The organism is Achromobacter sp. 1014246743, assembly GCF_059760725.1.
In genome coordinates, this window is the sequence record NZ_JCBANA010000011.1 from 1 (window position 1) to 25,077 (window position 25,077).

Here is a 25,077-nt window from a genome sequence, read left to right on the forward strand (position 1 = left end):
ACGAGGTGCTGGTGTACGTGTCCGAACCGGTGCCCTACGACGCACCGCAACGCCTGCTGCAAGCCTGGAAGCGGGCCCACCATTCGCGCCTGGAAGGTTATGCCGTACAGGCCGCGCTGCGCGAACAGGACGGCTTGCCGCGCCTGCTGGCCGTCACACGGTTGCCGGCCGCCCAGGCCAGCGCCCCGGCGCTCAAGCAGGCGGTCCAGGCGCTGTCGCGTTGGCTTGACGACGCGCGCGCCGACTGACCAGGACGGAGACCCACACCATGTCCGACATGCGCATCAACGGCTACGCCTTCGACCGGGGGCTGGACGGCATTTCCTACACCAGCCGCGAAGCCACCGGCCAGCATCTGCCCGATCGCCAGGAACTGGCGCCGCCCACCGACGGCGTCAAGGCGCAACTGGCCCAACTGCTGGACACCCCCGGCACCGATCGCTACCTGGACAGCCAGTTGCGCCCGCCGCTGGCCAACCGCGACCTGCTGCTGCCCGGCAAGTTCGGCCAGGCGTTGCAGGCGGCGCTGGACGGGCTGGCCACGGCGGCCGAACAGGCACAGGGCAGCAGCCCGGAAGACGCCCGCGCGTTGAACCGCGCCGTGCGGCTGCTGAAGGACGAAGCCGGCCTGCGCGACCTGGTGGCCATGTACCGCAGCGCGTTGTACCAGGGATGAACACCGCCATGCCCCTGACGCCCGAAGCCCGCGAACTGCTCAGCCTGCTGGCGTACGTGTACCTGGAGAACAACCGGCCCGAGAAGACCGCCGTCGTGCTGCGTGCCTTGCAGACCCTGGGGCTGGCCGACGCGCGCCAGCTTGCCACCCTGGCGCTGGCGCAACTGCGCGCCGGCAAGGCCGACGCGGCGCTGTCGACGCTGGACCTGCTGGCCATGCAAGGCGGCGTCGATGCGCCGTTCCACCTGATTCGCGCCCAGGCCCTGCTGGCCCTGGCGCGCCGCGACGAGGCCGCCGCGGCCATGCGCGCCTATGTTGCCCTGCGCCCCGCCCCGGCGCCCGCGACCACCGAGACGGAAACGCTTTGAGCCGCCCCATGCAAGCCCTGAACCGCGCCGTCGCCGTCGCCACCAGCCGCAACGATATCGTCCTGGCGATCTTGATCGTCTCGATCATCTTCATGATGATCCTGCCGTTGCCCACCACCCTGGTCGACGTGCTGATCGGCGCCAACATGACGCTGTCGGCGATCCTGCTGATGGTGGCCATGTACCTGCCGTCCCCGCTGGCGTTCTCGTCGTTTCCGTCGGTGCTGCTGGTCACCACGCTGTTCCGGCTGGGCATCTCCATCGCCACCACCCGCCTGATCCTGCTGCAGGGCGATGCCGGCCACATCATCGAGACCTTCGGCAACTTCGTGGTGGGCGGCAACCTGATCGTGGGCCTGGTGGTGTTCCTCATCCTCACCATCGTGCAGTTCGTCGTCATCACCAAGGGCGCCGAGCGGGTGGCCGAAGTGGCGGCGCGCTTCTCGCTGGACGCCATGCCGGGCAAGCAGATGTCGATCGACGCCGACCTGCGCGCCGGCACCATCGACATGGACGAGGCCCGCAAGCGCCGCTCGGTGGTGGAAAAGGAAAGCCAGCTGTACGGCGCCATGGACGGCGCGATGAAGTTCGTCAAGGGCGACGCCATCGCCGGGCTGATCATCGTAGCGGTCAACCTGCTGGGCGGCATTCTGATCGGCACCATGCAGCGCGGCCTGACCGCCGGCGAAGCGGTGCAGGTGTATTCCATCCTGACCATCGGCGACGGCCTGATCGCGCAGATCCCGGCGCTGTTCATCGCCATCTGCGCCGGCATCATCGTGACCCGCGTGCAGACCGGCGACGGCCCCTCCAACGTCGGCAAGGACATCGGCGCGCAGGTGCTGGCGCAGCCGCGCGCGCTGCTGATCGCCGCCGCCATCGCCGTCGGCATGGGCCTGATCCCCGGCATGCCCACCCTGACCTTCCTGGCGCTGGCCGCCGTGGTGGGCACCATCGGCTTCGTGCTGCTACGGGGCACCCGCAAGGTGGTGGACGAAAAGACCGGCGAGATCACCGAAATCCCCGCCCTGGCCGCCGACGGCCAGAAGCCCCAGGCCAAGCCGCGGGCCGATGGCAGCGCCGAATTCGCGCCGACCCTGCCGCTGATGATCGACGTGGCCGCCGCGCTGCAACGCAGCTTCAATGCCGACGAGCTGAACGACGAACTGCTCAAGATCCGCCGCGCGCTGTATTTCGACCTGGGCGTACCGTTCCCCGGCATCCAGCTGCGCTTCAACGACGCGCTGGCGCCGGACACCTACAACATCCTCCTGTCCGAAGTGCCGGTGTCGCAAGGCAAGCTGCGGCCCGGCGCGGTGCTGGTGCGCGACACCGAGCAGAACCTGCAGGCGCTGCAAGTGCCGTACGACACCGACAAGCGCTTCCTGCCCAACATCCCCACTCTTTGGGTCGACGCCGCGCTGGCGCCCACCTTGTCCGCGGCCGGCATTCCGTTCCTGGACCCGCACCAGGTGCTGACCTGGCACCTGGCCTTCGTGCTGAAGAAGTATTCGTCGGACTTCATCGGCATCCAGGAAACCCGCTTCCTGCTGACCGCGATGGAAGACCGCTTCCCCGACCTGGTCAAGGAGGCGCTGCGCGTGATGCCAGTGCAGAAGATCGCCGAGATCCTGCAGCGGCTGGTGTCCGAAGACATCTCGGTGCGCAACCTGCGCGCCGTGCTGGAAGCGCTGATCGAATGGGGCCAGAAGGAAAAGGATTCGGTGCTGCTGACCGAATACGTGCGGGTCTCGCTCAAGCGCCACATCAGCTACAAATATTCCAGCGGCCAGAACATTTTGCCCGCCTACCTGCTGGCGCCGAACGTCGAAGAAACCGTGCGCGGCGCCATCCGCCAGACCTCGGCCGGCAGCTACCTGGCCCTGGACCCGGGTGCTTCGAAGAAGCTGGTCGACAACATCAAGCGCGCCACCGGCGATCTGACGGCCGCGGCGCAGAAACCCGTGCTGCTGACGTCGATGGACATTCGCCGCTACCTGCGCAAGATGATCGAGCAGGACCTGTACGAGCTGCCGGTGCTGTCCTACCAGGAACTGACGCAGGAAATCAACGTGCAGCCGCTGGCCCGGGTGGACCTGTGACCCTGCGCGCAACCGGAGCCCCGACATGAGCGAAGCGCTGGAACTGCGGGTCCTGTCCGGGCTGCACCGCGACGCCCGCTGCCTGGTCGAAGACGGCTCGGTGCTGGGCGCCGACCCGGCCTGCGACATCGTGCTGGCCGACGACGGCATGGGCCCGCGCGCCGCACGCGTGCGCATCGGCGCGGGCGGCTGGGACCTGGCGGTGGACGACGGCCAGGCCGGCGCGCAAGCCGATGCCCCGCCCGGCACGCCCTTCAATCGCCCGGTACCGCTGGGTCCGGTGTGGATCACCGTGGCGCGACGCGGCGACCCCTGGGCCAACGTGCCGGACGCCGCCAACGATGCCGTGGCGCCGGCAGCGGAACCGGCGGCGGGCCTGGCCGCCGCCGCGGTGTCGGCCACCGACGCCACGCCATCCCCGTCGGCCGCCCCCAACGACGAAGATCGCCAACTGGAACAGCGCCTGCCCCTGCCGCCCACGCAAGGGCGGCGCCGCAAACGCGATTCGTGGCCCATGGTGCTGGGCCTGGCTGCCGTGGTGCTGACCATACTCGTGGCCATCGGCCTGGCGCTGATGCCCACGTCCACCGCCACCCGCGCGCCGCAGGTCGACCCGCGCCTGGCCGCCGCGGAAAAATCGGTGGGCCAGATTTCCGCCGTGTTCGACCGCATGGGCCTGGCCTCGCGGCTGCACGTGTCGATGTCGCGCGACGGCACGGTGACGGTCTCGGGCTGGGTGCGCAACGCCGCCGAACAGGACGCGGTGGCGTCGGCCTTGTCGCAGATCTGGCCAATGCCGGCCATGCGCGTCAGCAACGAAGACGAGGTCGTGCGCACGGCCCGCGGCGCGCTGCGCGCCTTCAACGTGCGCTACGAGCCGCGCTACGAAGGCGATGGCCGCCTGAACATCGCCGGCATCGCCAGCAGCGCCCGCGAACGCGCCTCCGCCCTGGATGCGCTGCGGGCGCAACTGCCCGGCATGACGGTGCTGGGCAACGACATCGCGCTGACGCAGCAACTGAGCGACACGCTGTCCAGTCAACTGGTCGACGCCGGCCTGTCGGGCGTGACATTGGCCTGGAAACCCGATCACCTGGAAATCGCGCCCGGCGCGCTGGACGACGACCAGCAATCGCGGTTGCAGGAACTGGTGGACGACTTCAACAAGCATTACCTGGGCGTGGCCAGGCTGGCCGCCGCCAGCGCCGCACCGGCCGCCGACAGCGTGCCGTTCGTGATCCGCAGCGTAGTGGGCGGCCCCCAGCCCTTTGTGGTGCTGGAAGATGGCAGTAAGCTCCTGGTGGGCGGCGTCTACCGCAAGTACCGCCTGATCTCCGTGGAGAACACCCGCATCATCTTCGAAGGCCCCCGCTCGGCCATCGTCACCCGTTGACACCCCCCCTCGCCCGCATGAACGCCTCGACCGCCCTCACCGAACTGGAACAACGCCTGGCCGCCCCCGGTGGCGCAGACCTGCGCGCCAGCCTGATGCAGCAGCTTGCCACGCTGGAACAATCCGCGCGCACGCGACTCGATTCCGGCCTGGTGCCGGTGGCGTTCCAGCAATGCCAGGCCGTCGCGCAAGCGGCCGCCGCCGCGCGCGAGGTGCTGGCAGAGATTGCGCTTGACCCCCAGGCCGACGCCCCGGCGGCGCCGGCCTTCTCTCCCTTGACCCGCTAGGAGACGCACCATGGCACTGAACGGTTTGACCGGCTCGTCCGGCCTGAATTTCAACAGCGTGAACAACACCATCTACGACAGCATCCGCTCGCAGGAAAGCAATCTGCAGACGACGCTGTCGAACATGCGCACCAACGCCGACGGCAGCGTGTCGCAGGCGGACATGCTGAAGATGCAGCAGCAGGTCCAGCAATGGACCATGCTGATCGAAATCCAGAGCACGATCACCAAGCAGATCGCGGATTCGCTCAAGGGCGTGATCCAGAAGGCCAGCTAAGGCCCTGGCATCCAGGGTGTGGGGCGGCCGGCTAGACCGACCGCATCATGAAGGCGGGATCGCGCCGCAGCGCGTTGACGTCGGGTTCGGCGCGCGCGCTGCGTTTTTCCCAGGCCTCGACCTGGCCCAGCAGCGCGTCGATGGCGGCCAGCAACGCCGGCGCGCCGCACTGTTCGCGCGGCACGCCCAGTTGCAGATGCAGGCGTCCATCGGGGGCCGCGCAGGCCACCACGCCGCCGCCGGCCTGCAGGAAATTGCTTTGCGCCGCGTGCAGCGCCTGGGCGCCATCCATCTTGCCCCCCGCCACCGCGCACGACAGCAGCACTTGCCCGCGCGCCCCGTGCAGCATCAACTGCACCAGGTGGCGCCCGTCGAACGCCAACTGACACAGGCCGCCATCGGCCGGCGCCAAGGCGGGAATGCCCAGCGCAATGCCGAGTTCGGAGAGTATCCGGGCGAAATGGGGATCTGACACGATTGAGGTTCTGCAAGGCCGGGCACCGCCTGGGCGGCCCGGCATGCGGGAGATGAACGAGCCGGCATTATGGCATTCGTTGCCCACCCCGCCCAAGCCCCGCAACGTAACCGACGGGCCGGGCCGCGCTCGTGGCCACCGCGCCCCGGCCCGATATCCACACCGCCGTTCAGAGCGGCACGGCCGCGCGTTGCCGGCCGACCTTGGCCAGGCGCTGCGCATCCCCTTCCAGGCTGCGCCAGAGCCGCAGCAGACGGTCCGCGCCCGTGCTGCGCGACTCGATCGCGTAGCGCGCATACGCCAGCCAGTGCCGTTCGTCCGGCGCCAGGCCGCCTTCTGCCACCGCCAACACCTCGCCAGCCAAGGCCCGCACGGCATCGTCGTCCAGGGCATCGCGCATCGCGTCGGCGCGCATGGCGCGCAGCCGCAGCCAGCCCCACGATCGCAACAGGTCTTCAGCCTGCGCCAGATTGCGCATCAGGCCCAGTTGCAAGGCCGACGGCGCCATCACCAGCGTCGCGGCAATGGCCGGGCCGGCCTCATCGATCAACTGCGCGTCGGCAAAACCCGCCCCCGGGCCACGGCCTTCGATGTAGCCGCTGGCCCCCAGGCCTGCGTAGAGTTCTTCAATGCCGCCGGGCCGCCGCCAGGCCGCGCGCAGCGCCTCCAGCGAGGGCGGCTCGGCCAGGCGATAGCGCCAGCGCGCGTCAAGGAAATGCGCAAACTGCGAATATTCGAAATGGCCGCCTTCGGGCGCAATCGTCACGGCCTCGCCGGTATCCGTGCGCCGGCCCGGCCAACCGCCCGACGCCAGGAATTCGGACAGCGACGGCGAACCCGCCAGGCGCACGCCCGTGGCCGACTTGTAGCCGTCGTCCATCGCCAGCGGCAGGTAGCGGCTGGCGGTGCCCGGCGCGAACATCCAGCGGAAATAATCGCCCAGGTCCACGAACGGCCGTTCGGGCAAGCGTTGCAGGTAATGGTCGCCCGCATAGCGTGCATGGCGGAACATGCGGTCCCAGACCGTCAGCCGGTTTTCCTTCAGGCCGGTGACGCGGCCGCCTTCCAGCGGGCTGTTCGCGAAGATCGCGATGCCGGCCGGCGCCAGCGCCAGCACCACGTTCAACGCGCGCGCCGCCTGCGACACCTGCACCGACGTGCACGGGCTGTTCTGCGCCTTCGCGTCGATGCCCACGCGGTGCAGCCATTCACGGTGGCCCACCAGTTCGCGGTAGATCGGCCGCGGCACGTGCACCGAGGCATACCAGGACGGGTCCAGCGTGCATTGCGGATGCTCGGAGGCGTTCAGCACCATCGCGTCTTCGGCGGCCAGCGCCGTGCTGGCGTCGTGCAGCTCGCGCGATACGCGCCGCGCCAGCTCGTTCAGGCCGCCTTCGGCATCGGACACCGGCGCAAACGCGGTCTCGAGCAGATTGAAGCCGTTGTCCAAGCCGCTTTCGCCAGCCGCGACCGATACCCCCACCGCCCGCGTGCCGATGCACACCCGCTCCGGCGCCTCGCCACGCGCTGCCTTGATGGCGGCCAGCGCATCGAAATAGCCGGCCACGGGGTGGCTCGCGCCGGTCGCGCGGTGCGCCACCGCCATCTCCATTTCCAGCCCCAGCGTCTGCCCCGCCACCGTCACTGCCGTCTCCTTGTTCTTGTGCGCCGTGCGCGCCGGGCGCGAACCGCGCCCGCCCCCTGCTTGGTAACCGCCATGCCGCCCCGCGTTCCCTGCGACAGGGCGTCAGGCAAATTCCGCCACGCCCTGGAAGCGCCGCGTCAGGATACCGACGAACGCTTCCGTCACCACCGACGGCGCCGTCTGCGCCGGATACGCCATGCACACCCGCACCGGCAACCTGGGTTTGAAAGGCCGTATCGCCAGCTGCTGCGAGAACACGTCCGCGATGTACGGGTTGACGATGCCCAGCCCCGTGCCCGCCGCGGCCAGCGCGCAGATCGTCGACGAATACGTGGTTTCGATCTCGGACACCGGCTGCACCTGGTGCGCCAGCATCGCGCCCCGCAATTGCAGGTAGACGTCATCGTCGGCGTTCAGCACCAGCAGCCGGCGCTCGTTCAGGTCGGCAATGCCGATGGACGCCAGTTCGGCCAGCGGATGGTCCGGCCGCATCACGCACACCGCCGCGCTTTCATGCAGGCTGGTCAAGGACAGGTGCGCGCCTTCCAGCGGCACCGTCGTCACCACCACGTCGTAGGTGCCGTGCAGCAGCCCTTCACGCAGATACTGGCTGCCCACGGTCTGCATGTTGATGTGCACGTCGGGGTAGCGCTGAGCGAATTCCTCGACCGCGCCCGGCAGCATGCCCAGGCCCAGCGCTGGCGTGCACGCCAGCCGCAGCACGCCGCTGCCGCTGCGGCGCATGGCGGCCACGCGGTCTTCGATGCGTTCCAGGCCGACGAAATGCCGCTTGACGGTATCGAACAGGTCCTTCGCCTCGCGCGTGGGCCGCAGCCGGCCGCGCTCCATATCGAACAGCTTCAGGCCGCTGGCCTGCTGCGCCTGCGACAGCAGCCGGCTGATCGACGGTTGCGTGGTGCGCAGCATCTGCGCGGCGCCGGTCGTGGTGCCGGTCAGCATTACCGCGTGGAAGGCTTCGATCTGACGGAAATTCAGCGGTCGGCTCATGGGCTCACAGGGTATGGCAAATCTGCATAGCCTATGCCTAAAAAAGAATTTTTTCAAATACTTGGCGACTCCTACACTCGTGGCTCCCAAGGTGCCGTGCTCCAGCACCGCCCTTGAAATCCAACCGCTGTAGGGAAACACCATGAATGCATGCCGTCCCTGGCGCCGCCGCGTCCTGCAAGCCCTTTGCCTGACCCTGGCCGGCTCCGCCCTGCCGTTTGCCGCCCAAGCCCAAGCCAATTATCCGGACCGTCCGTTACGGATCATCGTGCCCTTCACCGCCGGCGGCAGCTCGGATATCCAGGGGCGCCTGCTGGCCGAACACCTGGGCAAACTCTACGGCCAATCCGTCGTGGTGGAAAACCGCCCCGGCGCCGGTGGCCACATCGGCGGCAAATACGTGGCCGACTCCGGGCCCGACGGCTACACCCTGTTGCTCGGCTCCATCGGCCTGCACGCCACCTACGGCGTCTACAAGACCCTGAACTACCGCCCCGCCGACGACCTGAAACTGATCACCATCGTCGCCGAAATGCCGCACGTGGTGGTCGCCAACCCGGAACTGTCGGCCAACACCCTGGGCGAACTGACCGCCCTGGCCCGCGCCAATCCGGACACCGTCCACTTCGGCTCGGCCGGCGTGGGCTCGTCGGTGCATATGGTAGGCGAACTGTACAAGATGGCGGCCCAGGCGCCGATCGTGCACATTCCGTACCGCGGCAGCTCGGCGGCCACCAACGACCTGCTCGGCGGCCAGATCCAGCTGCTGTTCGAGAACGTGCCCACCACCATCGGCTACATCCAGACCGGCAAGCTTCGTGCCCTGGCCATCACCGGCGCCACCCGTTCGCCCGCCCTGCCCAACGTGCCCACCGCCGCCGAGGCCGGCCTGCCCGGCCTGACGGTCACCTCGTGGACCACGCTGGCCGCCAGCAAGGACGTGCCCGACGCCCTGATCCAGAAGATCAGCGCCGACCTGCGCCGCGTCTACGCCGACCCCGCGTTTCGGGCCGGTCTCGAACGCCTGGGCATGACGCCCGTGGGCAACAGCCCCACCGAAGCGCGCGAATTCGTCGAACGCGAGCGCGCCCGCTGGAACAAGGTCATCGAAACCGAGCACATCAGCGCAGGCTGATCCTTTCCCTCTTTACGATTGATGATTCGCATGACGCAATCCGACATCCCCTGCCGCCGCCTGGGGGCCCCGCCGGGCCACCACTTCTTCGGCTACTACAACAAGACCGTCTGGCACCGCGGCGGCCGCTATCTGCTGGCCAACCGCACGCCGGTCAAGGACGCCGTGCTGACGCCCGCGCTGCGCGCCGAGGTCGGCTACTTCGACCTGCAGGATGGCGAGCGCTACCACCCCGTCGGCGCCACCACGGCGTGGAACTGGCAGATGGGCTGCCAGCTGCAATGGCTGGACGGCAAGGCCGAACCGCAACTGATCTACAACTGCCGCCGCGACGACGACAGCGGCTTCTATCCCGGTTTCCGCTCGGCGGTGCACAACGTCATCACCGGTGAAACCCGCTATCTGCCGCTGCCCATCTACGTCGCCGCGCCCAGCAGCCGCTACGCGCTGTGCGTGGACTACCGGCGCCTGTACATCACCCATCAGACCATCGGCTACAGCGAACATGCGCCCGGCCCCGTTGCCAATGCGCCCGCCGACGACGGCATCCACACGCTGGACCTGAACAGCGGCGAACACCGCCTGCTGGTCAGCTACGCGGACCTGGCCGCCTTTCACCCGCGCACCTCGATGCAACGCGCCATCCATTGGGTCAGCCACATCGAGGTCAACCCGTCGTCCACCCGCATCCTGTTCCTGCACCGCTGGACCGAACGCGTCAAGGACGAAACCTGCTTCCTGCACCGGCTCATCACCATGAACCCGGACGGCAGCGACATGCGCCTGCTGGAATGTTCCGACCACCCGCTGCCGCAACTGGCCGACGACTTCGACCCCAACGCCGTCGGCACCTTCGACTACGAAAAGTCCGAATACCAGATCTCGCATCCGCTCTGGCGTGACGACCGCTCGATCATTGTCTGGGGTCCGCACGACGGCAGCATCCACTACCACCTCTATGAAGACGCCCCCGGCGGCGCAGTGCAGGTGGTGGGCGATGGCGTACTGACCGAGAACGGCCACATGACCTTCTCGCCCGTCGACACCCGCTGGCTGCTCAGCGACACCTATCCCGACCCCGTCACGCACGAACGCATCCTGTTCCTGTACGACATGCAGACGGGCCGGCGCCACGACCTGGGCAGCTTCTACGCCGACCCCACGCTGTCCAAGGAAAACCGCTGCGACCTGCACCCGCGCTGGAGCCGTGACGGCACGCAAGTCTGCATCGACTCGGTGCACGAAGGCGAACGCCAGATGTACGTGCTGGACGTCGGGCCGATCGTGAAGGGATAAAAGAACAGGGCCGCTCTGGGCGGCCCCGCTTCTCTTCGACAGGTGATGCGTAACGCGCACGCAGGACCCGGGCCGGACCGCCCCGAGGTCAGCCCTCTTGCGCCACTTGCCGCAACGCCTGCTCGAACACGTCCGCCGGCTGTCCGCCCGACACCAGGTACTTGCCGTTCAGGATCACCGACGGCACCGAGGTGATGCCGCGGTCGCGCCATTCGGCCTCTTCCTTGCGCACCTCGTCGGCATAGCGGCCCGAGGCCAGCACCTCGCGGGCCTCGGTTTCGTCCAGCCCCGCATCCGCGGCCGCGCGCGCCAGCACGTCGGCTTCCGCCGTGTCCTGGTTGTCGTAGTGATAGGTTTCCAGCAGGCGCTTCTTCAGCGCCGTCTGGCTGGCCTGGCCCTGCAATCCAGCCCAGTGCAGCAGGCGATGGGCGTCGAAGGTATTGAACGAGCGGTTGTCCTCGGCCATGCGCATGCGCATGCCGACCGTCGCCGCACGCTCGGTAATGACCTTGCGGTTGGCCTGCACCTGCTCGCGATCGTAGCCATACTTGGCCATCAGGCGCTCGATGGTGTTCTGCCCGCCCTTGGGCATGTCGGGATTCAACTCGAACGGCCGGAACCGCAGCTCGACGTCGGCCTCGCCTTTCACCCGCTCCATCGCGGCCAGCAGGCCGCCCAGGCCCACCGCACACCAGGGGCAGGCAACGTCGGACACGAAATCGATAGTGACTTTGGACATGGAAATCTCCGGAGATCAGGCGTCCAGCGTAGACCAAAGCGGCACGGTGGCGCACAAAAGCCCTGAATGCGGCAAGGATTCCCCGTCGAGGCTGACCCTCAATCCGCGCTGGCGACTTCCCGCAGGGCATCGATGAACAGCTCGGCCGGCCGGGACAACGAGCGCCCCGACCGCCGCAAGATACCGATGAATCGAGACAGCGAAGGATTCTCGATCGAAATGCGCCGCAACCGGCTCGTGTCACCTCCCCGCACGACCAGTTCGGAAAGAACGGCCACCCCGAGGCCCTGGGCCGCCATCGCCATGATGGTCGAGTTATAGACCGCCTCGTAGGCCGCGGGCAGCGAGATCTTGTTCTTGTCGGCCGCGGCCTCGATGTGCATGCGGATACTGCTTTCCCTGACGGGCAGGATGAGCGGCGGGCCGGCCAGGTCCTTCAGCGTCACCGAACCGCGTTTCGTCCACGGGAAGTCCGGCGCGACGAAGGCGTAAAAACGGTCGGTCATCAATTTTTCCCAGACCAGCTCCTGGTCGCGTTTGACCGGACTGCCCACGCCCAGATCCACCTCTCCGTTTCGGATCATGTAGGTCAGGCGAGCGGCCACGGTGTCCCGGATGCGGACCGTGATGCGCGGATAGTCTCGATTCAAGCGATGGATGGCGCGGGGCAACAGGCCCGCCGCCACCGACGGCAAGGCCGCCACGGTCACCGTACCGCGGTCCGGATCGTTTGCCTCTCGGGCATGGGTGACCAGGTCTTCGATTTCACCGACCAGGCGTTCGATTCGGGGGAACAGCTCCTGGCCTTGCGGTGTCAGCGTCACGCTTCTGCGATTGCGATCGAACAGTTGCGTGCGCAGATGGGTTTCGAGTTGCTGAATCTGGATGGTCAGCGCTGACTGAGAGATGTTCAGCTCGTACGCAGCCCGGGTGAAGTTCCCCAGACGAGCGATCGCAAGGAAGGCACGCAACTGCTTCAGATCGCCCAGCATTACCGCTCCCCTTTTTCTTCGATGCAGCAATAGACGAGCTATTGATATTTTTGAAAACTCTATTCGTTTATTTGAATTTTACCAATCGCAACCACCTGAGTAAATTGTGATGCGGCACTTGACCAGGCCTCTAACCGGGAAAAAAGATGAGCAGCATCAACAAGGTAGTGGTAGTGGGCGGCGGAACCATGGGATGCGCGGTCGCCGCCATGTTCAATGTGGCGGGGTGGCGCGTCGACGTGGTCGAATCGGAAGCCTCGGCGCGGCTTGGCGTGCTTGACAGGGTAGGCGCGGCCGCCCAGGCACTGGGCGCGGACGGACACCGATCTTCGCTTGCCATTCATGGCGCGTTGGCCGATGTCGACTGGGCCGGCGTCGAGATCGTCATCGAGTGCATATTCGAGAACCTCGCCCTCAAGCAGGCGCTGTTTGCCGAACTCGAAGCACTGTGTCCGGCATCCATTCCTTTGACCAGCAATTCATCGAGCTTTCCGATAAGCCAGATCGCAAAGGGCTTGGCGACGCAGCATCGAATGCTTGGGCTGCACTTTTTCATGCCGGCTCATCTGGTGCCGGCGGTAGAGGTGGTCTGCAGCGCGGTGTCGCTGGAGTCGACCGCCGATCACGTCAGCGCCATCATGAGAGCCGTCGGCAAAAAGCCGATCCGGGTCAAGCGCGATATTCCTGGCTTTCTCGCCAATCGCATTCAGCATGCCTTGATGCGCGAGGCGATCGCCCTGGTCGAAGAAGGTTTCGCCTCGGCGCAAGACGTGGACGCCGCCGTGCGCTATGGGTTCGGGTTCCGCTACATCGCGGCCGGCCCGCTGCTGCAAAAAGACCTGGCCGGCATCGACATCCATTGCGCGGCCGCCACGACGATGTATCCGTATCTGCGCACAGACCAGCAACCCAGCGCCTACATGCGCGAACTGGTCGCCAACGGCGATATCGGCGTCAAATCGCCCACGCTACGCGGCTTCTATCAATGGACGCCCGAGCAGGTGGCGCTTGAACAAAAGCGATATGAGACGGCACTCCTGAAGGCCGCACGAATTCTGTCGGACGAAGAGGCCGCCACGAGCCCCCGATAGCACGCAAGCCCGGCACCCAAAACAAGAAACCAATCATTCAAATCTGCAATGCAGATTCCTGGCAAGGACCAAGGGGAGATTTGATGAAGCGAGACACCACGCACCGGGAGGCGCCATGAACGGACATTGCGCCTCTCATAGAAAGTTCCTGGCGCTGCAACGGGCCATGGATTCCATCAACAATGCCGCGGAAAAGTGTGCCGGACTTTTTCTTCTCGGCATGATCGTCGCCATTTCGGTTTCCGTCTTTGCCCGGATTCTCTCTACCTACACCGGCATCCCCCTGTCCGCGCCCTGGGCAGAAGAGCTCGCGCGCTACCTGATGGTCGGAAGCGTCTTCATCGGTGGCGCGGTTGCCGCCTATCACCTGCGCCTGATCGGGGTCGATGTCTTCGCCAGCCTGGTCCCCGAGCGGCTTGCCCGTTGGCTGCGGCTGCTATCCCATGTCCTGACCCTGGCGCTGGCGGTCCTGCTGGTCTGGAAGTCCGTCCGGCTGATCGAGCTGGGCCTGAAGCAATGGTCGCCCGCCATGGAAATGCCGATGGCCTATGTCTATTCATTGATGGCCATCGGCTGCCTGCTCATGTGTGCGAACACCCTCACGAATGCGGCAAAAGAGCTGTTGAAGGTGGACACGCCCCAGCGCGAATCCGCGGAAATGGAAGAAGCGATGGAAATAAAGAACAGCGTCGAGGGGGCAATATGATTCTGGTACTTGGCTTGTCGTTCTTTCTGATCATGCTGATCGGTGCGCCGATCATGACGGCGCTGGGCCTGTCCGCCGCCATGGCACTGCAATCGGGGGACCGGTCGCTGCTCATCGTAGTGCAGATGGCCTTCCAGTCGCTGGACTCATTCAGCCTGATGGCCGTGCCGTTCTTCATCCTCGCCGGTCATCTCATGCAGTCAGGCGGCGTCGCGCGCAGGCTGGTCCAGCTGGCCAACGCCTTCGTCGGCTGGATTCGGGGCGGCCTGGGCGCCGTTGCGGTCCTGACATCCCTGTTGTTCGCCACCGTGTCCGGATCATCGTCGGCGACAACCGCCGCGATCGGCTCCGTGCTGATTCCTGAAATGGAGAAAAAGGGCTATCCGCGATCCTTCGCCGCGTCGATTGCGGCGTCGTCCGGCGAGCTGGGGGCCATCATTCCCCCTTCCATTCCCATGGTGGTCTATGCGCTGACGGCCAATGTCTCGGTCGGCGCGCTGTTCATCGCGGGCATACTCCCCGGCCTGCTGATCGCCCTGTCGCTGATCCTGACGGTTTGCGTGATTGCCAGCATCCAGGGCTTTGACGAGGTGCGGGTGCTGAGCCTGAAGGATTGGACCAAAGGCGTGCTGGTGGCGTTGCGGGACGCCATGCTGGCCTTGATGATGCCGATCATCATTCTTGGCGGCATCTATGGCGGCCTGTTCACCCCCACCGAAGCATCCTGCGTCGCGGTGCTCTATGGCCTGGCGCTGGGGATGTTCGTCTACAAGGAAATCACGCTCAGGAACCTGCTCGGAATCTTCGGACGGGCCGCGGTGATGTCCGCGATCATATTGCTGATCGTCGCCTTCGCCGCGGTCTTTGCCTATCTGCTGACCATCAACCAGGTTCCGCAACGCGTCGCTGCCATGCTCGGATCGGTGACCACCAATCCCATCGTATTCCTGCTGCTGGTGAACGGCATGCTGTTCATCGTCGGCATGTTCATCGAAGCGTTGGCGGCGATCCTGATCATTGTGCCGATCCTGGCTCCGATCAGCGTGACGTTCGGCATCGATCCCATCCATTTCGGCATGATCGTCATCACCAATCTGGCCGTCGGCATGGTAACGCCGCCGGTGGGGGTGAATCTGTTCGTGGTGTGCGAGGTGGCCCAATTGAAGATGCATCAATTGGCTCGCTACCTCGTCGTCTTCCTGGCGGTCCTGATCGTGGACATCCTCATCATCTCGTACGTACCCAGCCTCAGCACGGCGTTTCTCTAGCGGGCGGCGCCGGGCTGCGGCCCAGAATCAAGTGAAAAAAAACCAGATCCAGAAATCACCGAGGAGACAAGAAATGCGCATTCTCAAGAAGATCATCGGCGTCGGAGCCGCCAGCCTGTTGCTGCTGTCGGCCCCCTCCCACGCGTTGAACATGGAGGTCGGGCACACGCTGACCACGGACAGCCCGTTTCACGTCGGCACGCAGAAATTTGCCGACATCCTCAAAGAAAAATCAAACGGCAAGATCAGCATTACGGTGTTTCCTCATTCGCAGTTGGGCGGTGAGCTCACGATGATCCAGGGCGCCGTCGCTGGCGCCACGGATCTGTTCGTCACCGGCCAGCCGGCCCTGAACAATGTGGTGAAGGAATTCCTGGTCTTCGACACGCCATTTCTGTTTGACAGCGTGCAGCAGGCCAATGAAATCCTGGCCGGGCCGGTCGGCGACAAATTCCTCGACATCCTTCCCAAGTATGGCCTGGTCGGGCTGGGCTGGTTTTCCGCCATCGAACGCAATGTCTTCGGCAACCGGGCCGTCAATTCCGCCGGCGACCTCAAGGGCATGAAGATTCGCGTCATCCAGTCGCCGGGATATGTCGAAAGCTACAAGACCCTGGGCGCGCAGGCGACCCCGATGGCGTATTCCGAGCTGTACCTGGCACTGCAGCAGAAGGTCATCGACGGCGGCGAGACCACGCCGGACCAATTCGTGTCCGACAAGTTCATCGAAGTGTCCAAGTACTTCAACATGACCCACATCAATATCCATCCGGCGCTGCTGATCATGTCCAAGACGCGCTGGGACTCCCTCTCCGACAGCGAGCGGAAAATGGTGAAAGAGGCCGCCGATGAAGCGATGGCCTATGCCCGCGACTATTACCAGAAGGTCTATGACGAAGGGATGAAGACCATGACGGAAAAGGGCGTCACGGTGGTCTACCCGAGCGACCTCGACTCGCTGGTGCTGGCCACCCGGCCGGTCGTGAAGAAACTGGTGGGTGATGCGCCCAACGGCCAGGCACTGTACGACGCCGTGATTGCCGCCAAGGCCAAAGCCAACAAATGACCCATGACCGCACCGCCCCGCAACAGACAGGAAGCTCCATGAATCGCTTCACCAACGCCAGCAACCTGCGGGTACTGATCACCGGCGCGGCCGGGAACATCGGCAAATGCCTGCGCACGCATCTGCGGGGCCGCTATGCCTTGCTGCGCCTGGCCGATATCGCTGAACAGGAGCCCGCGCAAGCGGGCGAGGAAATCTGCACAATCGACGTGCGCGACATGGACTCCATCGCGCGTTGCATGGAAGGCATCGATTGCGTCATTCATCTTGCCGGCATCCCGGGCGTGGACACCTGGGAGAAGATCCTGCCGATGAATATCGACGGCTGCTACAACGTATTCGAGGCCGCTCGCCGCCAGAACGTGCCCCGCGTCATCTTCGCCAGCTCGAACCATGCCGTGGGCTACCATCGACGGGAGAAATTCCTGGACAACACCGTCGAACCCCGGCCCGACTCGCTCTATGGCGTATCAAAGGTATTTGGCGAAGCCTTGGGCCGGATGTATGCCGACAAGTACGGCATGTCGGTTGCCTGCCTGCGCATCGGCACCTTCCGCACGCCCGACCGTCCCAGCGAAGCGCGCCAACTCCTGACCTGGCTCAGTCACCGGGACATGGCACAGCTGGCGCGCCGCTGCATCGAGCACGAGTCGTACCACTTCGTCGTGGTCTATGGCGTATCGAACAATCTGCGCAATCGCTGGGACAACTCGAACGTGAAATTCCTTGGCTATCGACCGCAAGACGACTCCGAGGTGTTCGCCGCGGAGATACTCGCCCAGGGCATAGCCGAAGACCCGATCGCCGCCGAGTTTCACGGGGGCTTCTATTGCCCCCTGGAGTTTGTCGGCACCACCGACAGGATCTCCTGAAACGCCCGGGTGGGCGCGTTGGCGCCCACCCGCAGACAACTCCTTGCCACCGGGAAACCATGTACGCCGCACCGCCCGCCATTCAAGCCGAAGTCTTTGCCCGCCTGCCCGACGCCTTCCGCAAGCCGGAAGGCACGTCCGAATGGCATCGCTACCAACCGGGCAACCAGCCGCCGCACTCCCTGTTGGAGGGCCCCTCTTTCGATGCGCAAGGCCGTTTGTATTGCGTGGATGTCCCTTGGGGTCGCGTGTTCCGGGTCGACGCACAGGGTCGGTTCGAATTGATCGCCGAATACGACGGCGAGCCCAACGGCCTGAAGATCCACCGGGACGGGCGCATCTTCATCGCGGACTACGCGCGCGGCATCATGCAGCTCGATCCCGACACCGGCGAGGCCAGGCCCGTGCTCGAACGGGTCCACCTCGAGCGGCTCAAGGCGGTGAACGACCTGGTCTTTGCGTCCAACGGCGATCTGTATTTCACCGATCAGGGACTGACCGGCTGGCACGATCAGACCGGCCGGGTATTTCGACGCAGGGCAGACGGCCGTGTCGACTGCCTGTTGGACAACATCCCCAGCCCCAACGGTCTGGTGCTGGACCCGAGCGAATCGATTCTCTATGTCGCGGTCACGCGGGCCAACGCCATCTGGCGCGTGCCGCTCACCCGCGAGGGCGCCGTGACCAAAGTCGGCACCTTCATCCAGATGTCCGGCGGAGGCGGGCCCGATGGCCTGGCGATCGACGAGCACGGCAATCTGGCCGTGGCGCATGTCGGCCTGGGCGCGGTCTGGCTGTTCAGCCACCGCGGCGAACCCATGTTGCGCATCAATTCGCCAGCGGGGGCATTGACGACCAACATCGCCTTCGGCGGCCCGGACCGCAAAACGCTTTACATCACCGAATCGGAGTCCGGATCCATCCTGCGGGCACCGATGCCCGTCCCGGGCCGTGTCATGTATTCGGGCGTTTGACCGCCTGGCGGGCGTCGCTTTGAGCGAACAGGATTCGCTCTATCGCACGCACCCGGTCGCGGCGGCGTCTGACGGCACGCCCCACCCGGCCGAACGCACGCTTCTGTTGCCTGGCCTCGCGACTGGCTTGCAGGTGCTCGATATACACCGATTCGCCCAGCGCGTTGTCGGTCTTGTCGAAAACCCAGCAATACGCCACCGGCAGGATGCCCAGCCGAAAGCGCGGCGCAGCCGACGCGGCATCGTCAGCCAGAATGCGTTCCAGCACCAACTGGTCCCACTCGTCCGGCGACGCCGCGCAGGCATCCGCCCATTCCTGCAGCAGCGTGGCCGCGGCAGGCGTATGGTTGATGAACAGCGTGCCGCTCAGCAGATGCCCATCCGGCTCGAAGTACGCGCCGATGTCGCAATCCAGCCCCGCCAGCGCCGGCCACGGATCGCGGTGAAACACCGCATCCACGTCCACATACAGCATAGGCCCGACGTGCTTCTTGCGCATCGCAACCAGCACCCCGGCCTTCATGGACGCATTGCGCACCCACGACCCGGTGGAATCGATCGCCTCGGCATCCACCGGCAGCCCCAGCCGTTCGGCCGAGCGCACCAGGCGGTTCTTCTCGGCCTCGTAGACGCTGTCCTTCGTATAGAAAGCCACCGTCATGCCGGTAGCCATGGGGCGAATATCCGGCTCCGCACGCCCCTGCGCCCCGGGAAAGCGCGCCACCACGCGACGATGTTCCGGCGACCAGGCCGAAAACTTGCGTTGAAACCACTCGAACATGATGGGCCGCCTATCCAGACTGAAGAATCCAGGCGGAGTGTAGGAGCGGCGTTTCCAGGCGGGGAGCCGTTGCAACCGGCAGAAATACGGGTCACCGTGTTGCAACCGATCGAAATATGAATCCCGGCAAGAACGCGGCTGACGGACGTAAAAAAACCCGCAAGGCCATCGCGGCTTGCGGGTTCTTTCACGGAAATTCTTGGCGGACAGAGGGGGATTCGAACCCCCGATACGCTTTTGACGTATACACGCTTTCCAGGCGTGCGCCTTCAACCGCTCGGCCACCTGTCCTGATCTGGTACGCATTCCGAAAAATGCGAATCCGCGATTCTAGCAGATCGGAAAGAATGCTGCAGCGCCGGTCGGCAAAATAAAAAGGGGACGCAATTGCGCCCCCTCGGTCCTCCCCGGGCCTGCCCCCACAAGGCGTCCCGGGGTTGACGCGATCGTTACACCGGCGGCGGGTCCTGTTCGCGGTAGGAACTGACCGTGCCGTCCGGCTCGGTTTCCTCCAGCCGCACCCGGAAGCCCCACAGCCGCGCCAGGTGCTTCATGACCTGCTCGGCATCCTCGGCCGCCAACGGCCGGCCGCGGCTCTTCAGGTGGCGCAGCACCAGCGACCGGTCGGTATCGCGATTGAAACGCGTGACCTGGATGTCCGGCACCTGGTTGTCGCGGTTGTGCTGCGCGGCCAGCAGGCGGCGGATGTCGCGGTAGCCTTCGTCGTCGTGGATGGCGGCGACTTCCAGCTTGGGGTTGGCCTGGTGGTCCGAGATCGCAAAGAAGCGGAACTCGCGGATCAGGCGCGGCGACAAGTATTGCGAAATGAAGGACTCGTCCTTGAAGTTGCGCATGGCGAAGTCCAGCGTCTTCAGCCAGTCGCCGCCCGCGATGTCCGGGAACCAGCGGCGGTCTTCGGGGGTGGGCTTTTCGCAGATGCGGCGGATGTCCGACATCATCGCGAAACCCAGGGCGTACGGGTTGATGCCGCCGTAGCCACGTTCGTCAAAGCCGCGCTGGCTGACGACGTTGGTATGGCTTTGCAGGAACTCCATCATGAAGCCGTCGTTGACCAGGCCCTTTTCGTGCAGGCGGTTCAGGATGGTGTAGTGCCAGAACGTGGCCCAGCCCTCGTTCATGACCTTGGTCTGCGTCTGCGGGTAGAAGTACTGCGCCACCTTGCGCACGATGCGCACCAGTTCCTTCTGCCATGGCGCGAGCTTGGGCGAGTACTTCTCGATGAAGTACAGCAGGTTTTCCTCGGGCTCGGGCGGAAACACCACGGCGGCCGCACGCGGATCCTTGTCGGCTTCCAGCCGCGGCAGCGTGCGCCACAGGTCGTTGTATTGCAGGCGCGCGTGCTCCTGCCGTTCGGCCTGGCGGGCGGACTCTTCCTTGTACGAGATCGGGGCGGGCCGCTTGTAGCGGTCGACGCCGTGATGCGACAGTGCGTGGCAGGAATCCAGCAGCGCTTCCACCGCATCGATGCCGTAGCGGTCTTCGCAGTCCATCACGTACTTGCGGGCGAACACCAGGTAGTCCAGCACACCGTCGGCGTCGGTCCACTGGCGAAACAGGTAATTGCCCTTGAAGAACGAGTTGTGGCCGTAGCAGGCGTGCGCGATCACCAGCGCCTGCATCGTCATGGAGTTTTCTTCCATGAGATAGGCGATGCAGGGGTTGGAGTTGATCACGATCTCGTACGCCAGGCCTTGCATGCCGCGACGGTAGTACTGCTCGTTGCGGATGAATTCCTTGCCGTAGGACCAGTGCGGATAGCCGATAGGCAGGCCGGCCGACGCATACGCGTCCAGCATCTGTTCCGAGGTGATGACCTCGATCTGGTTCGGGTAGGTATCCAGCCCGTACTCACGCGCGACCTGCGAGATCGCGTCGTCATAGGACTGGATCAGCTCGAACGTCCATTCGGAACCTTGCGACAATGGCCGGGGGCTGCCGCCGACCGATTCCGGCTCTACGAGTGCGCCCACGATGGCATTCATGCGGTTTCCTTCTTGAACAGGTCATGGAACACGGGATAGATCTCGCCGCGTTCGCAGATGCGCCGCATGACGAAATGCGGCTCCAGTTTCTGTTCATATTCCGCCCACAGGCTGCTCTTGCGGGCTTCCTGCGAGTCGGGAATCTCGATATAGGCGAAGTAGCGCGAGGCCGGCAACAGGTGTTCGGCCAGGAAGCGTGCGCTCTTGCCGGCGTCGGCGCCGAACGAATCGCCGTCGCTGGCCTGCGCCGCGTACACGTTCCAGGCCGTAGGCGGATAGCGCTTCTCGACGATCTCGCGCATCAGTTCCAGCGCCGACAGCACGATGGTGCCGCCGCTCTTGGGATCGTAGAAGAAGGTCTGCTCGTCCACTTCCTCGGCATTGTCGGTGTGGCGGATGAAGACCAGGTCCACGTGCTCGTACTTGCGCGACAGGAACAGGTACAGCAGCGTGAAAAAGCGCTTGGCCAGGTCCTTCTTGCCTTCGTCCATGGAACCGGACACGTCCATCAGGCAGAACATGACCGCGCGCGCCATCGGTATGGAAACCGACACGCGGTTGCGGTAGCGCAGGTCCAGGTCGTCCAGGAACGGCACGCGGGCCAGGCGCTCGCGGCAGTCTTCGACGTCCTGCTCCAGCGTCCGGATCTGGTCGGCGGGCGCGCCCGCCGACAGGGCCTTGGCCAGGCGCTCTTCGGCGTCTTCGAGGTCGGCGCGCGCCTTCACGCTCAGCGCCACCCGCCGCGCCAGCGATGACTTCAGCGTGCGGCTGATGCTGAGCATGCTGGGCGAACCCGTGGTGGTGTAGCCCGCGCGCTGCCATTTCTTCTGGCTGACCTCGCCCAGCTGATTGCGTGCCAGGTGCGGCAGTTCCAGGTCTTCGAAGAACAGGTTCAGGAACTCGGCGCGCGACAGGCTGAAGGTGAACTGATCGACCGCCTCGCCTTCGCCGGGTTCATTGCCGCCCTGGCCCTCGCCTCCCTGGGGCCGGTCGATGGCGTCGCCCTTGGCGAATTCGCGGTTGCCCGGATGCACCATTTCCCGGTCGCCGCCCGCGCCGTGCCGGAACGTCGGCTCGGAAATATCGCGGGCGGGCAGGTTGATCTCGCCGCCCTGATCCATGTCCTGGATCGAGCGGTCGCGGATCATCCCATGGACCGCCTTGCGGATCTGGTCCTTGTAACGCCGGAGAAAGCGCTCCCGGTTGACAGCGCTTTTGTTGCGCCCGTTAAGACGGCGATCGATCAGTGAATTCATGATTCACCTCGCTCAGGAAGACTTCCTCACGCGGAGGTACCACTCGCACAGCAGCCTGACCTGCTTTTCCGTGTAGCCCTTTTCCACCATCCGGTCGACAAAGCTCTGGTGCTTCGACTTGTCCTCGGCCGAGGCCTTGGCGTTGAACGAAATCACCGGCAGCAGGTCTTCCGTGTTCGAGAACATCTTCTTCTCGATCACTTCGCGCAGCTTTTCATAGCTGGTCCAGGTCGGGTTGCGGCCGTTGTTGTTGGCGCGCGCCCGCAGCACGAAGTTCACGATCTCGTTGCGGAAGTCCTTCGGGTTGGCAATGCCGGCCGGCTTCTCGATCTTTTCCAGCTCATCGTTCAAGGCGCTGCGGTCGAAGCTTTCACCGGTTTCCGGGTCGCGGAATTCCTCGTCCTGGATCCAGCAGTCGGCAAACGTGACGTAGCGGTCAAAGATGTTCTGGCCGTACTCGGAGTACGACTCGAGATAGGCGGTCTGGATTTCCTTGCCGATGAATTCCGCATAGCGCGGCGCCAGGAAGCCCTTGATGAACTCCAGGTAGCGGCGGCGGATTTCCTCGGGGTAGTCCTCGCGGCCGATGCGCTGCTCGAGCACGTACATCAAGTGCACCGGGTTGGCGGCGACTTCGGTCTGGTCGTAGTTGAAGACGCTGGACAGGATCTTGTACGCGAAACGCGTGGAGACCCCGTTCATGCCTTCGTCGGTGCCGGCGTAGTCCTTGTATTCCTGCAGCGCCTTGGCCTTCGGGTCGACGTCCTTCAGGCTTTCGCCGTCGTAGACGCGCAGCTTGGAATAGATGCTGGAATTCTCGGGCTCTTTCAGGCGGGTCAGCACCGAGAACTGCGCCATCATGTCCAGCGTTCCGGGCGCGCACGGCGCCTTGGACAGCGAGCTGTGATGCAGCAGCTTTTCGTAGATGCGGACTTCTTCCGAAACCTGCAGGCAGTAAGGCACCTTGACGATATAGATACGGTCAAGGAAAGCCTCGTTGTGCTTGTTGTTGCGGAAGGTCTGCCATTCCGACTCGTTCGAGTGCGCCAGGATGCTGCCGTTGAACGGAATCGCCGAGAACCCCTCGGTACCCTTGAAGTTACCTTCCTGGGTGGCCGTGAGCAGCGGGTGCAGCATCTTGATCGGCGCCTTGAACATTTCGACGAACTCGAGCAAGCCCTGGTTGGCCAGGCACAGGCCGCCGGAATAGCTGTAGGCATCCGGATCATCCTGCGAGTGGCGGTCGAGCTTGCGGATGTCGACCTTGCCCACCAGCGACGAGATGTCCTGGTTGTTCTCGTCGCCCGGCTCGGTCTTGGCGATGGCCACCTGGCGCAGCACCGACGGATTCAGGCGCACCACGCGAAATTGCGAGATGTCGCCGTCGAATTCCTTCAGCCGCTTGACCGCCCACGGCGACATGATGCCCGACAGGTAGCGGCGCGGAATGCCGTATTCCTTTTCGAGGGTGTCACCGAAGCGTTCGGGATGGAACAGGCCCAGCGGCGACTCGTTCACGGGCGAACCCTTGAGCGCGTAGATGGGATAGCTCTCCATCAGGACCTTCAGGCGTTCTGCGATGGACGACTTGCCGCCGCCCACAGGCCCCAGCAGATAGAGGATTTGCTTGCGCTCTTCCAGTCCCTGCGCGGCATGCTTGAAGAACGCCACGATCTGCCCGATGACGTCCTCCATGCCGTAGAACTCCTGAAACGCTGGATAGCGCCGGATGGTCCGGTTGGAAAACAAACGGGAAAGACGTGGGTCGTTGCGCGTATCCACGATTTCAGGTTCACCAATCGCCGCCAGCATGCGCTCAGCGGGGCTGGCGTATGCCATCGGATCGCGTTTGGCGAGATTCAGATATTCCTCAAGGGAAAGCTCTGACTCCTGCTCTCTTGCATACTGCGACTTGAAGCCTTCGACGATGTTTTGCACGGAAACCTCCTACAACACGCGAAAAAGCCATGACGTCCCTACGTGTCCCCATTGTGTGCCTCAGTGCTTGTGCGTGACTAGACAATCTCGCCATAAGCAATCTCGGCACGGTCGTATGTTGCTTTCGCCACACATCAACCAAGAGCACGATCGGGCCCTTTCCGTTTAGGCTGCACCCTTCGGACACAAGTTCCGTCAGGGATTGCAACTAACGTGAATAAGTTCACTCGTACGCCTTCAGCATATCGCTGTAGAACGGGCGCATGATGCGGCCGCATATGAAATGGTCAGCAATGATTTGAAGGGATGAGCGATATCCCGGTGGATTCTTATGATCCGGGGCGTAAGGCCCGGTGCGTTCGCTGAACGATGGCAGCGAACGGTCTGAACGGCGCGATGTGCGACCGGGTTCAGCGACGAGTCGGTCCGGTTGTTGAAAGCGCCGGTACGCAACACTGGAATCCGTGGTGACGAGGGCGCGTTGCGGGCGGTGGAGCAAGCCATGCGCGCGTAGCGCCAAGTCATGGTCTTAGCTTAAGCCGATTTGACGCTTTTGTGGCAATTCATTTGCGCCGATGCGCAAAAAATGCAGCAGGAAATGTTAGGGACAACGCGAACGGCGTTCACGCAAGAATCGCTCCCAAACTTGCTGCGATCCGGCTGCAAGCCGCGCCGGCAAACGCTATGCCGGCGATGGTCTGCGACTATCGGCTGCATTTCCTGGCAGCC

At 64.7% G+C, this 25,077-nt stretch carries 24 protein-coding genes and 1 tRNA gene; 15 read left to right on the plus strand and 10 right to left on the minus strand.

Annotated features, from left to right (window positions below; genetic code table 11):
- The 7 genes from AC6LJ2_RS06755 to AC6LJ2_RS06785 all read left to right on the plus strand — a co-directional run.
- Positions 1-248: type III secretion system chaperone family protein (locus AC6LJ2_RS06755; protein ID WP_498151058.1), on the plus strand; the 248-nt coding region annotated here is incomplete at its 5' end.
- Positions 249-268: 20 nt separating this feature from the next.
- Entirely contained in the window at positions 269-676 is a 408-nt protein-coding gene (gene sctX, locus AC6LJ2_RS06760) for a type III secretion apparatus assembly protein SctX (protein ID WP_263914231.1), read from the plus strand.
- Between the two features lie 8 nt (positions 677-684).
- Entirely contained in the window at positions 685-1,044 is a 360-nt protein-coding gene (gene sctY, locus AC6LJ2_RS06765; protein WP_498151059.1) for a type III secretion apparatus assembly chaperone SctY, read from the plus strand.
- 8 nt (positions 1,045-1,052) lie between these two features.
- The gene (gene sctV, locus AC6LJ2_RS06770) at positions 1,053-3,146 is read left to right on the plus strand and encodes a type III secretion system export apparatus subunit SctV (RefSeq protein WP_025137561.1); all 2,094 of its coding nucleotides are present in this window, start codon (positions 1,053-1,055) and stop codon (positions 3,144-3,146) included.
- A 25-nt stretch (positions 3,147-3,171) separates the two neighbouring features.
- Positions 3,172-4,539, plus strand: coding sequence for a type III secretion system inner membrane ring subunit SctD (gene sctD, locus AC6LJ2_RS06775; RefSeq protein ID WP_445658153.1), 1,368 nt, complete (start codon positions 3,172-3,174; stop codon positions 4,537-4,539).
- Positions 4,540-4,556: 17 nt separating this feature from the next.
- A complete protein-coding gene (locus AC6LJ2_RS06780; RefSeq protein WP_445658152.1) occupies positions 4,557-4,826 on the plus strand; it encodes a hypothetical protein in 270 nt (89 codons plus the stop codon).
- Between the two features lie 10 nt (positions 4,827-4,836).
- Positions 4,837-5,103 (plus strand): EscF/YscF/HrpA family type III secretion system needle major subunit, encoded by a 267-nt coding sequence (locus AC6LJ2_RS06785; RefSeq protein WP_025137564.1) that lies wholly within the window; start codon positions 4,837-4,839, stop codon positions 5,101-5,103.
- A 31-nt stretch (positions 5,104-5,134) separates the two neighbouring features.
- On the opposite strand, the gene AC6LJ2_RS06790 is transcribed toward AC6LJ2_RS06785, so the two are convergent.
- From AC6LJ2_RS06790 to AC6LJ2_RS06800, 3 genes are all read right to left on the minus strand, one after another.
- Entirely contained in the window at positions 5,135-5,578 is a 444-nt protein-coding gene (locus AC6LJ2_RS06790; RefSeq protein WP_263914234.1) for a type III secretion system chaperone, read from the minus strand.
- Between the two features lie 169 nt (positions 5,579-5,747).
- Complete coding sequence (locus tag AC6LJ2_RS06795) at positions 5,748-7,223, minus strand: glutamate-cysteine ligase family protein (protein ID WP_498151060.1); 1,476 nt, start codon at positions 7,221-7,223, stop codon at positions 5,748-5,750.
- Positions 7,224-7,325: 102 nt separating this feature from the next.
- Positions 7,326-8,231, minus strand: coding sequence for a LysR substrate-binding domain-containing protein (locus tag AC6LJ2_RS06800; protein ID WP_263914235.1), 906 nt, complete (start codon positions 8,229-8,231; stop codon positions 7,326-7,328).
- A 142-nt stretch (positions 8,232-8,373) separates the two neighbouring features.
- Here AC6LJ2_RS06800 and AC6LJ2_RS06805 point away from each other — a divergent pair, with 142 nt between their 5' ends.
- Together AC6LJ2_RS06805 and AC6LJ2_RS06810 are read left to right on the plus strand one after the other, a co-directional pair.
- On the plus strand, positions 8,374-9,366 hold the full coding sequence (locus AC6LJ2_RS06805) for a Bug family tripartite tricarboxylate transporter substrate binding protein (RefSeq protein ID WP_498151061.1): 993 nt from the start codon (positions 8,374-8,376) through the stop codon (positions 9,364-9,366).
- Positions 9,367-9,387: 21 nt separating this feature from the next.
- Positions 9,388-10,662 (plus strand): hypothetical protein, encoded by a 1,275-nt coding sequence (locus tag AC6LJ2_RS06810; protein ID WP_498151062.1) that lies wholly within the window; start codon positions 9,388-9,390, stop codon positions 10,660-10,662.
- Positions 10,663-10,750: 88 nt separating this feature from the next.
- Here the strand turns inward: AC6LJ2_RS06810 and AC6LJ2_RS06815 are convergent, their stop codons facing one another.
- Together AC6LJ2_RS06815 and AC6LJ2_RS06820 are read right to left on the minus strand one after the other, a co-directional pair.
- Positions 10,751-11,401 carry a DsbA family oxidoreductase gene (locus AC6LJ2_RS06815; RefSeq protein WP_498151063.1) on the minus strand — a complete coding sequence of 217 codons (651 nt, stop codon included), beginning with the start codon at positions 11,399-11,401 and terminating at the stop codon, positions 10,751-10,753.
- A gap of 98 nt (positions 11,402-11,499) precedes the next feature.
- Entirely contained in the window at positions 11,500-12,393 is an 894-nt protein-coding gene (locus AC6LJ2_RS06820; protein WP_263914240.1) for a LysR family transcriptional regulator, read from the minus strand.
- A gap of 146 nt (positions 12,394-12,539) precedes the next feature.
- Between AC6LJ2_RS06820 and AC6LJ2_RS06825 the strand changes: the two genes are divergently transcribed.
- The 6 genes from AC6LJ2_RS06825 (at position 12,540) to AC6LJ2_RS06850 (ending at position 18,370) form a co-directional block, all read left to right on the plus strand.
- Positions 12,540-13,484 carry a 3-hydroxyacyl-CoA dehydrogenase family protein gene (locus tag AC6LJ2_RS06825; RefSeq protein WP_498151064.1) on the plus strand — a complete coding sequence of 315 codons (945 nt, stop codon included), beginning with the start codon at positions 12,540-12,542 and terminating at the stop codon, positions 13,482-13,484.
- Positions 13,485-13,650: 166 nt separating this feature from the next.
- On the plus strand, positions 13,651-14,190 hold the full coding sequence (locus AC6LJ2_RS06830; RefSeq protein ID WP_263914243.1) for a TRAP transporter small permease: 540 nt from the start codon (positions 13,651-13,653) through the stop codon (positions 14,188-14,190).
- Positions 14,187-15,458, plus strand: a complete 1,272-nt coding sequence (locus AC6LJ2_RS06835) for a TRAP transporter large permease (protein WP_263914244.1) — start codon at positions 14,187-14,189, stop codon at positions 15,456-15,458. The genes AC6LJ2_RS06830 and AC6LJ2_RS06835 overlap by 4 nt, the downstream gene beginning before the upstream one ends.
- A 73-nt stretch (positions 15,459-15,531) precedes the next feature.
- On the plus strand, positions 15,532-16,524 hold the full coding sequence (locus tag AC6LJ2_RS06840; protein WP_263914246.1) for a TRAP transporter substrate-binding protein: 993 nt from the start codon (positions 15,532-15,534) through the stop codon (positions 16,522-16,524).
- A 38-nt stretch (positions 16,525-16,562) separates the two neighbouring features.
- Positions 16,563-17,396, plus strand: coding sequence for an NAD-dependent epimerase/dehydratase family protein (locus tag AC6LJ2_RS06845; RefSeq protein WP_498151065.1), 834 nt, complete (start codon positions 16,563-16,565; stop codon positions 17,394-17,396).
- Positions 17,397-17,455: 59 nt separating this feature from the next.
- On the plus strand, positions 17,456-18,370 hold the full coding sequence (locus AC6LJ2_RS06850) for an SMP-30/gluconolactonase/LRE family protein (protein WP_498151066.1): 915 nt from the start codon (positions 17,456-17,458) through the stop codon (positions 18,368-18,370).
- Here the strand turns inward: AC6LJ2_RS06850 and AC6LJ2_RS06855 are convergent.
- The 5 genes from AC6LJ2_RS06855 to AC6LJ2_RS06875 form a co-directional block, all read right to left on the minus strand.
- Positions 18,351-19,151, minus strand: coding sequence for a putative nucleotide-diphospho-sugar transferase (locus tag AC6LJ2_RS06855; protein WP_263914251.1), 801 nt, complete (start codon positions 19,149-19,151; stop codon positions 18,351-18,353). The genes AC6LJ2_RS06850 and AC6LJ2_RS06855 overlap by 20 nt on opposite strands.
- 200 nt (positions 19,152-19,351) lie before the next feature.
- A tRNA-Ser gene (locus AC6LJ2_RS06860) sits at positions 19,352-19,442 on the minus strand.
- 158 nt (positions 19,443-19,600) lie between these two features.
- Positions 19,601-21,154 (minus strand): SpoVR family protein, encoded by a 1,554-nt coding sequence (locus AC6LJ2_RS06865; protein ID WP_498151067.1) that lies wholly within the window; start codon positions 21,152-21,154, stop codon positions 19,601-19,603.
- Positions 21,151-22,410 (minus strand): YeaH/YhbH family protein, encoded by a 1,260-nt coding sequence (locus AC6LJ2_RS06870; protein ID WP_263914307.1) that lies wholly within the window; start codon positions 22,408-22,410, stop codon positions 21,151-21,153. The genes AC6LJ2_RS06865 and AC6LJ2_RS06870 overlap by 4 nt, the downstream gene beginning before the upstream one ends.
- A gap of 12 nt (positions 22,411-22,422) precedes the next feature.
- Positions 22,423-24,339, minus strand: a complete 1,917-nt coding sequence (locus tag AC6LJ2_RS06875; protein ID WP_498151084.1) for a PrkA family serine protein kinase — start codon at positions 24,337-24,339, stop codon at positions 22,423-22,425.
- Positions 24,340-25,077: the final 738 nt, after the last annotated feature.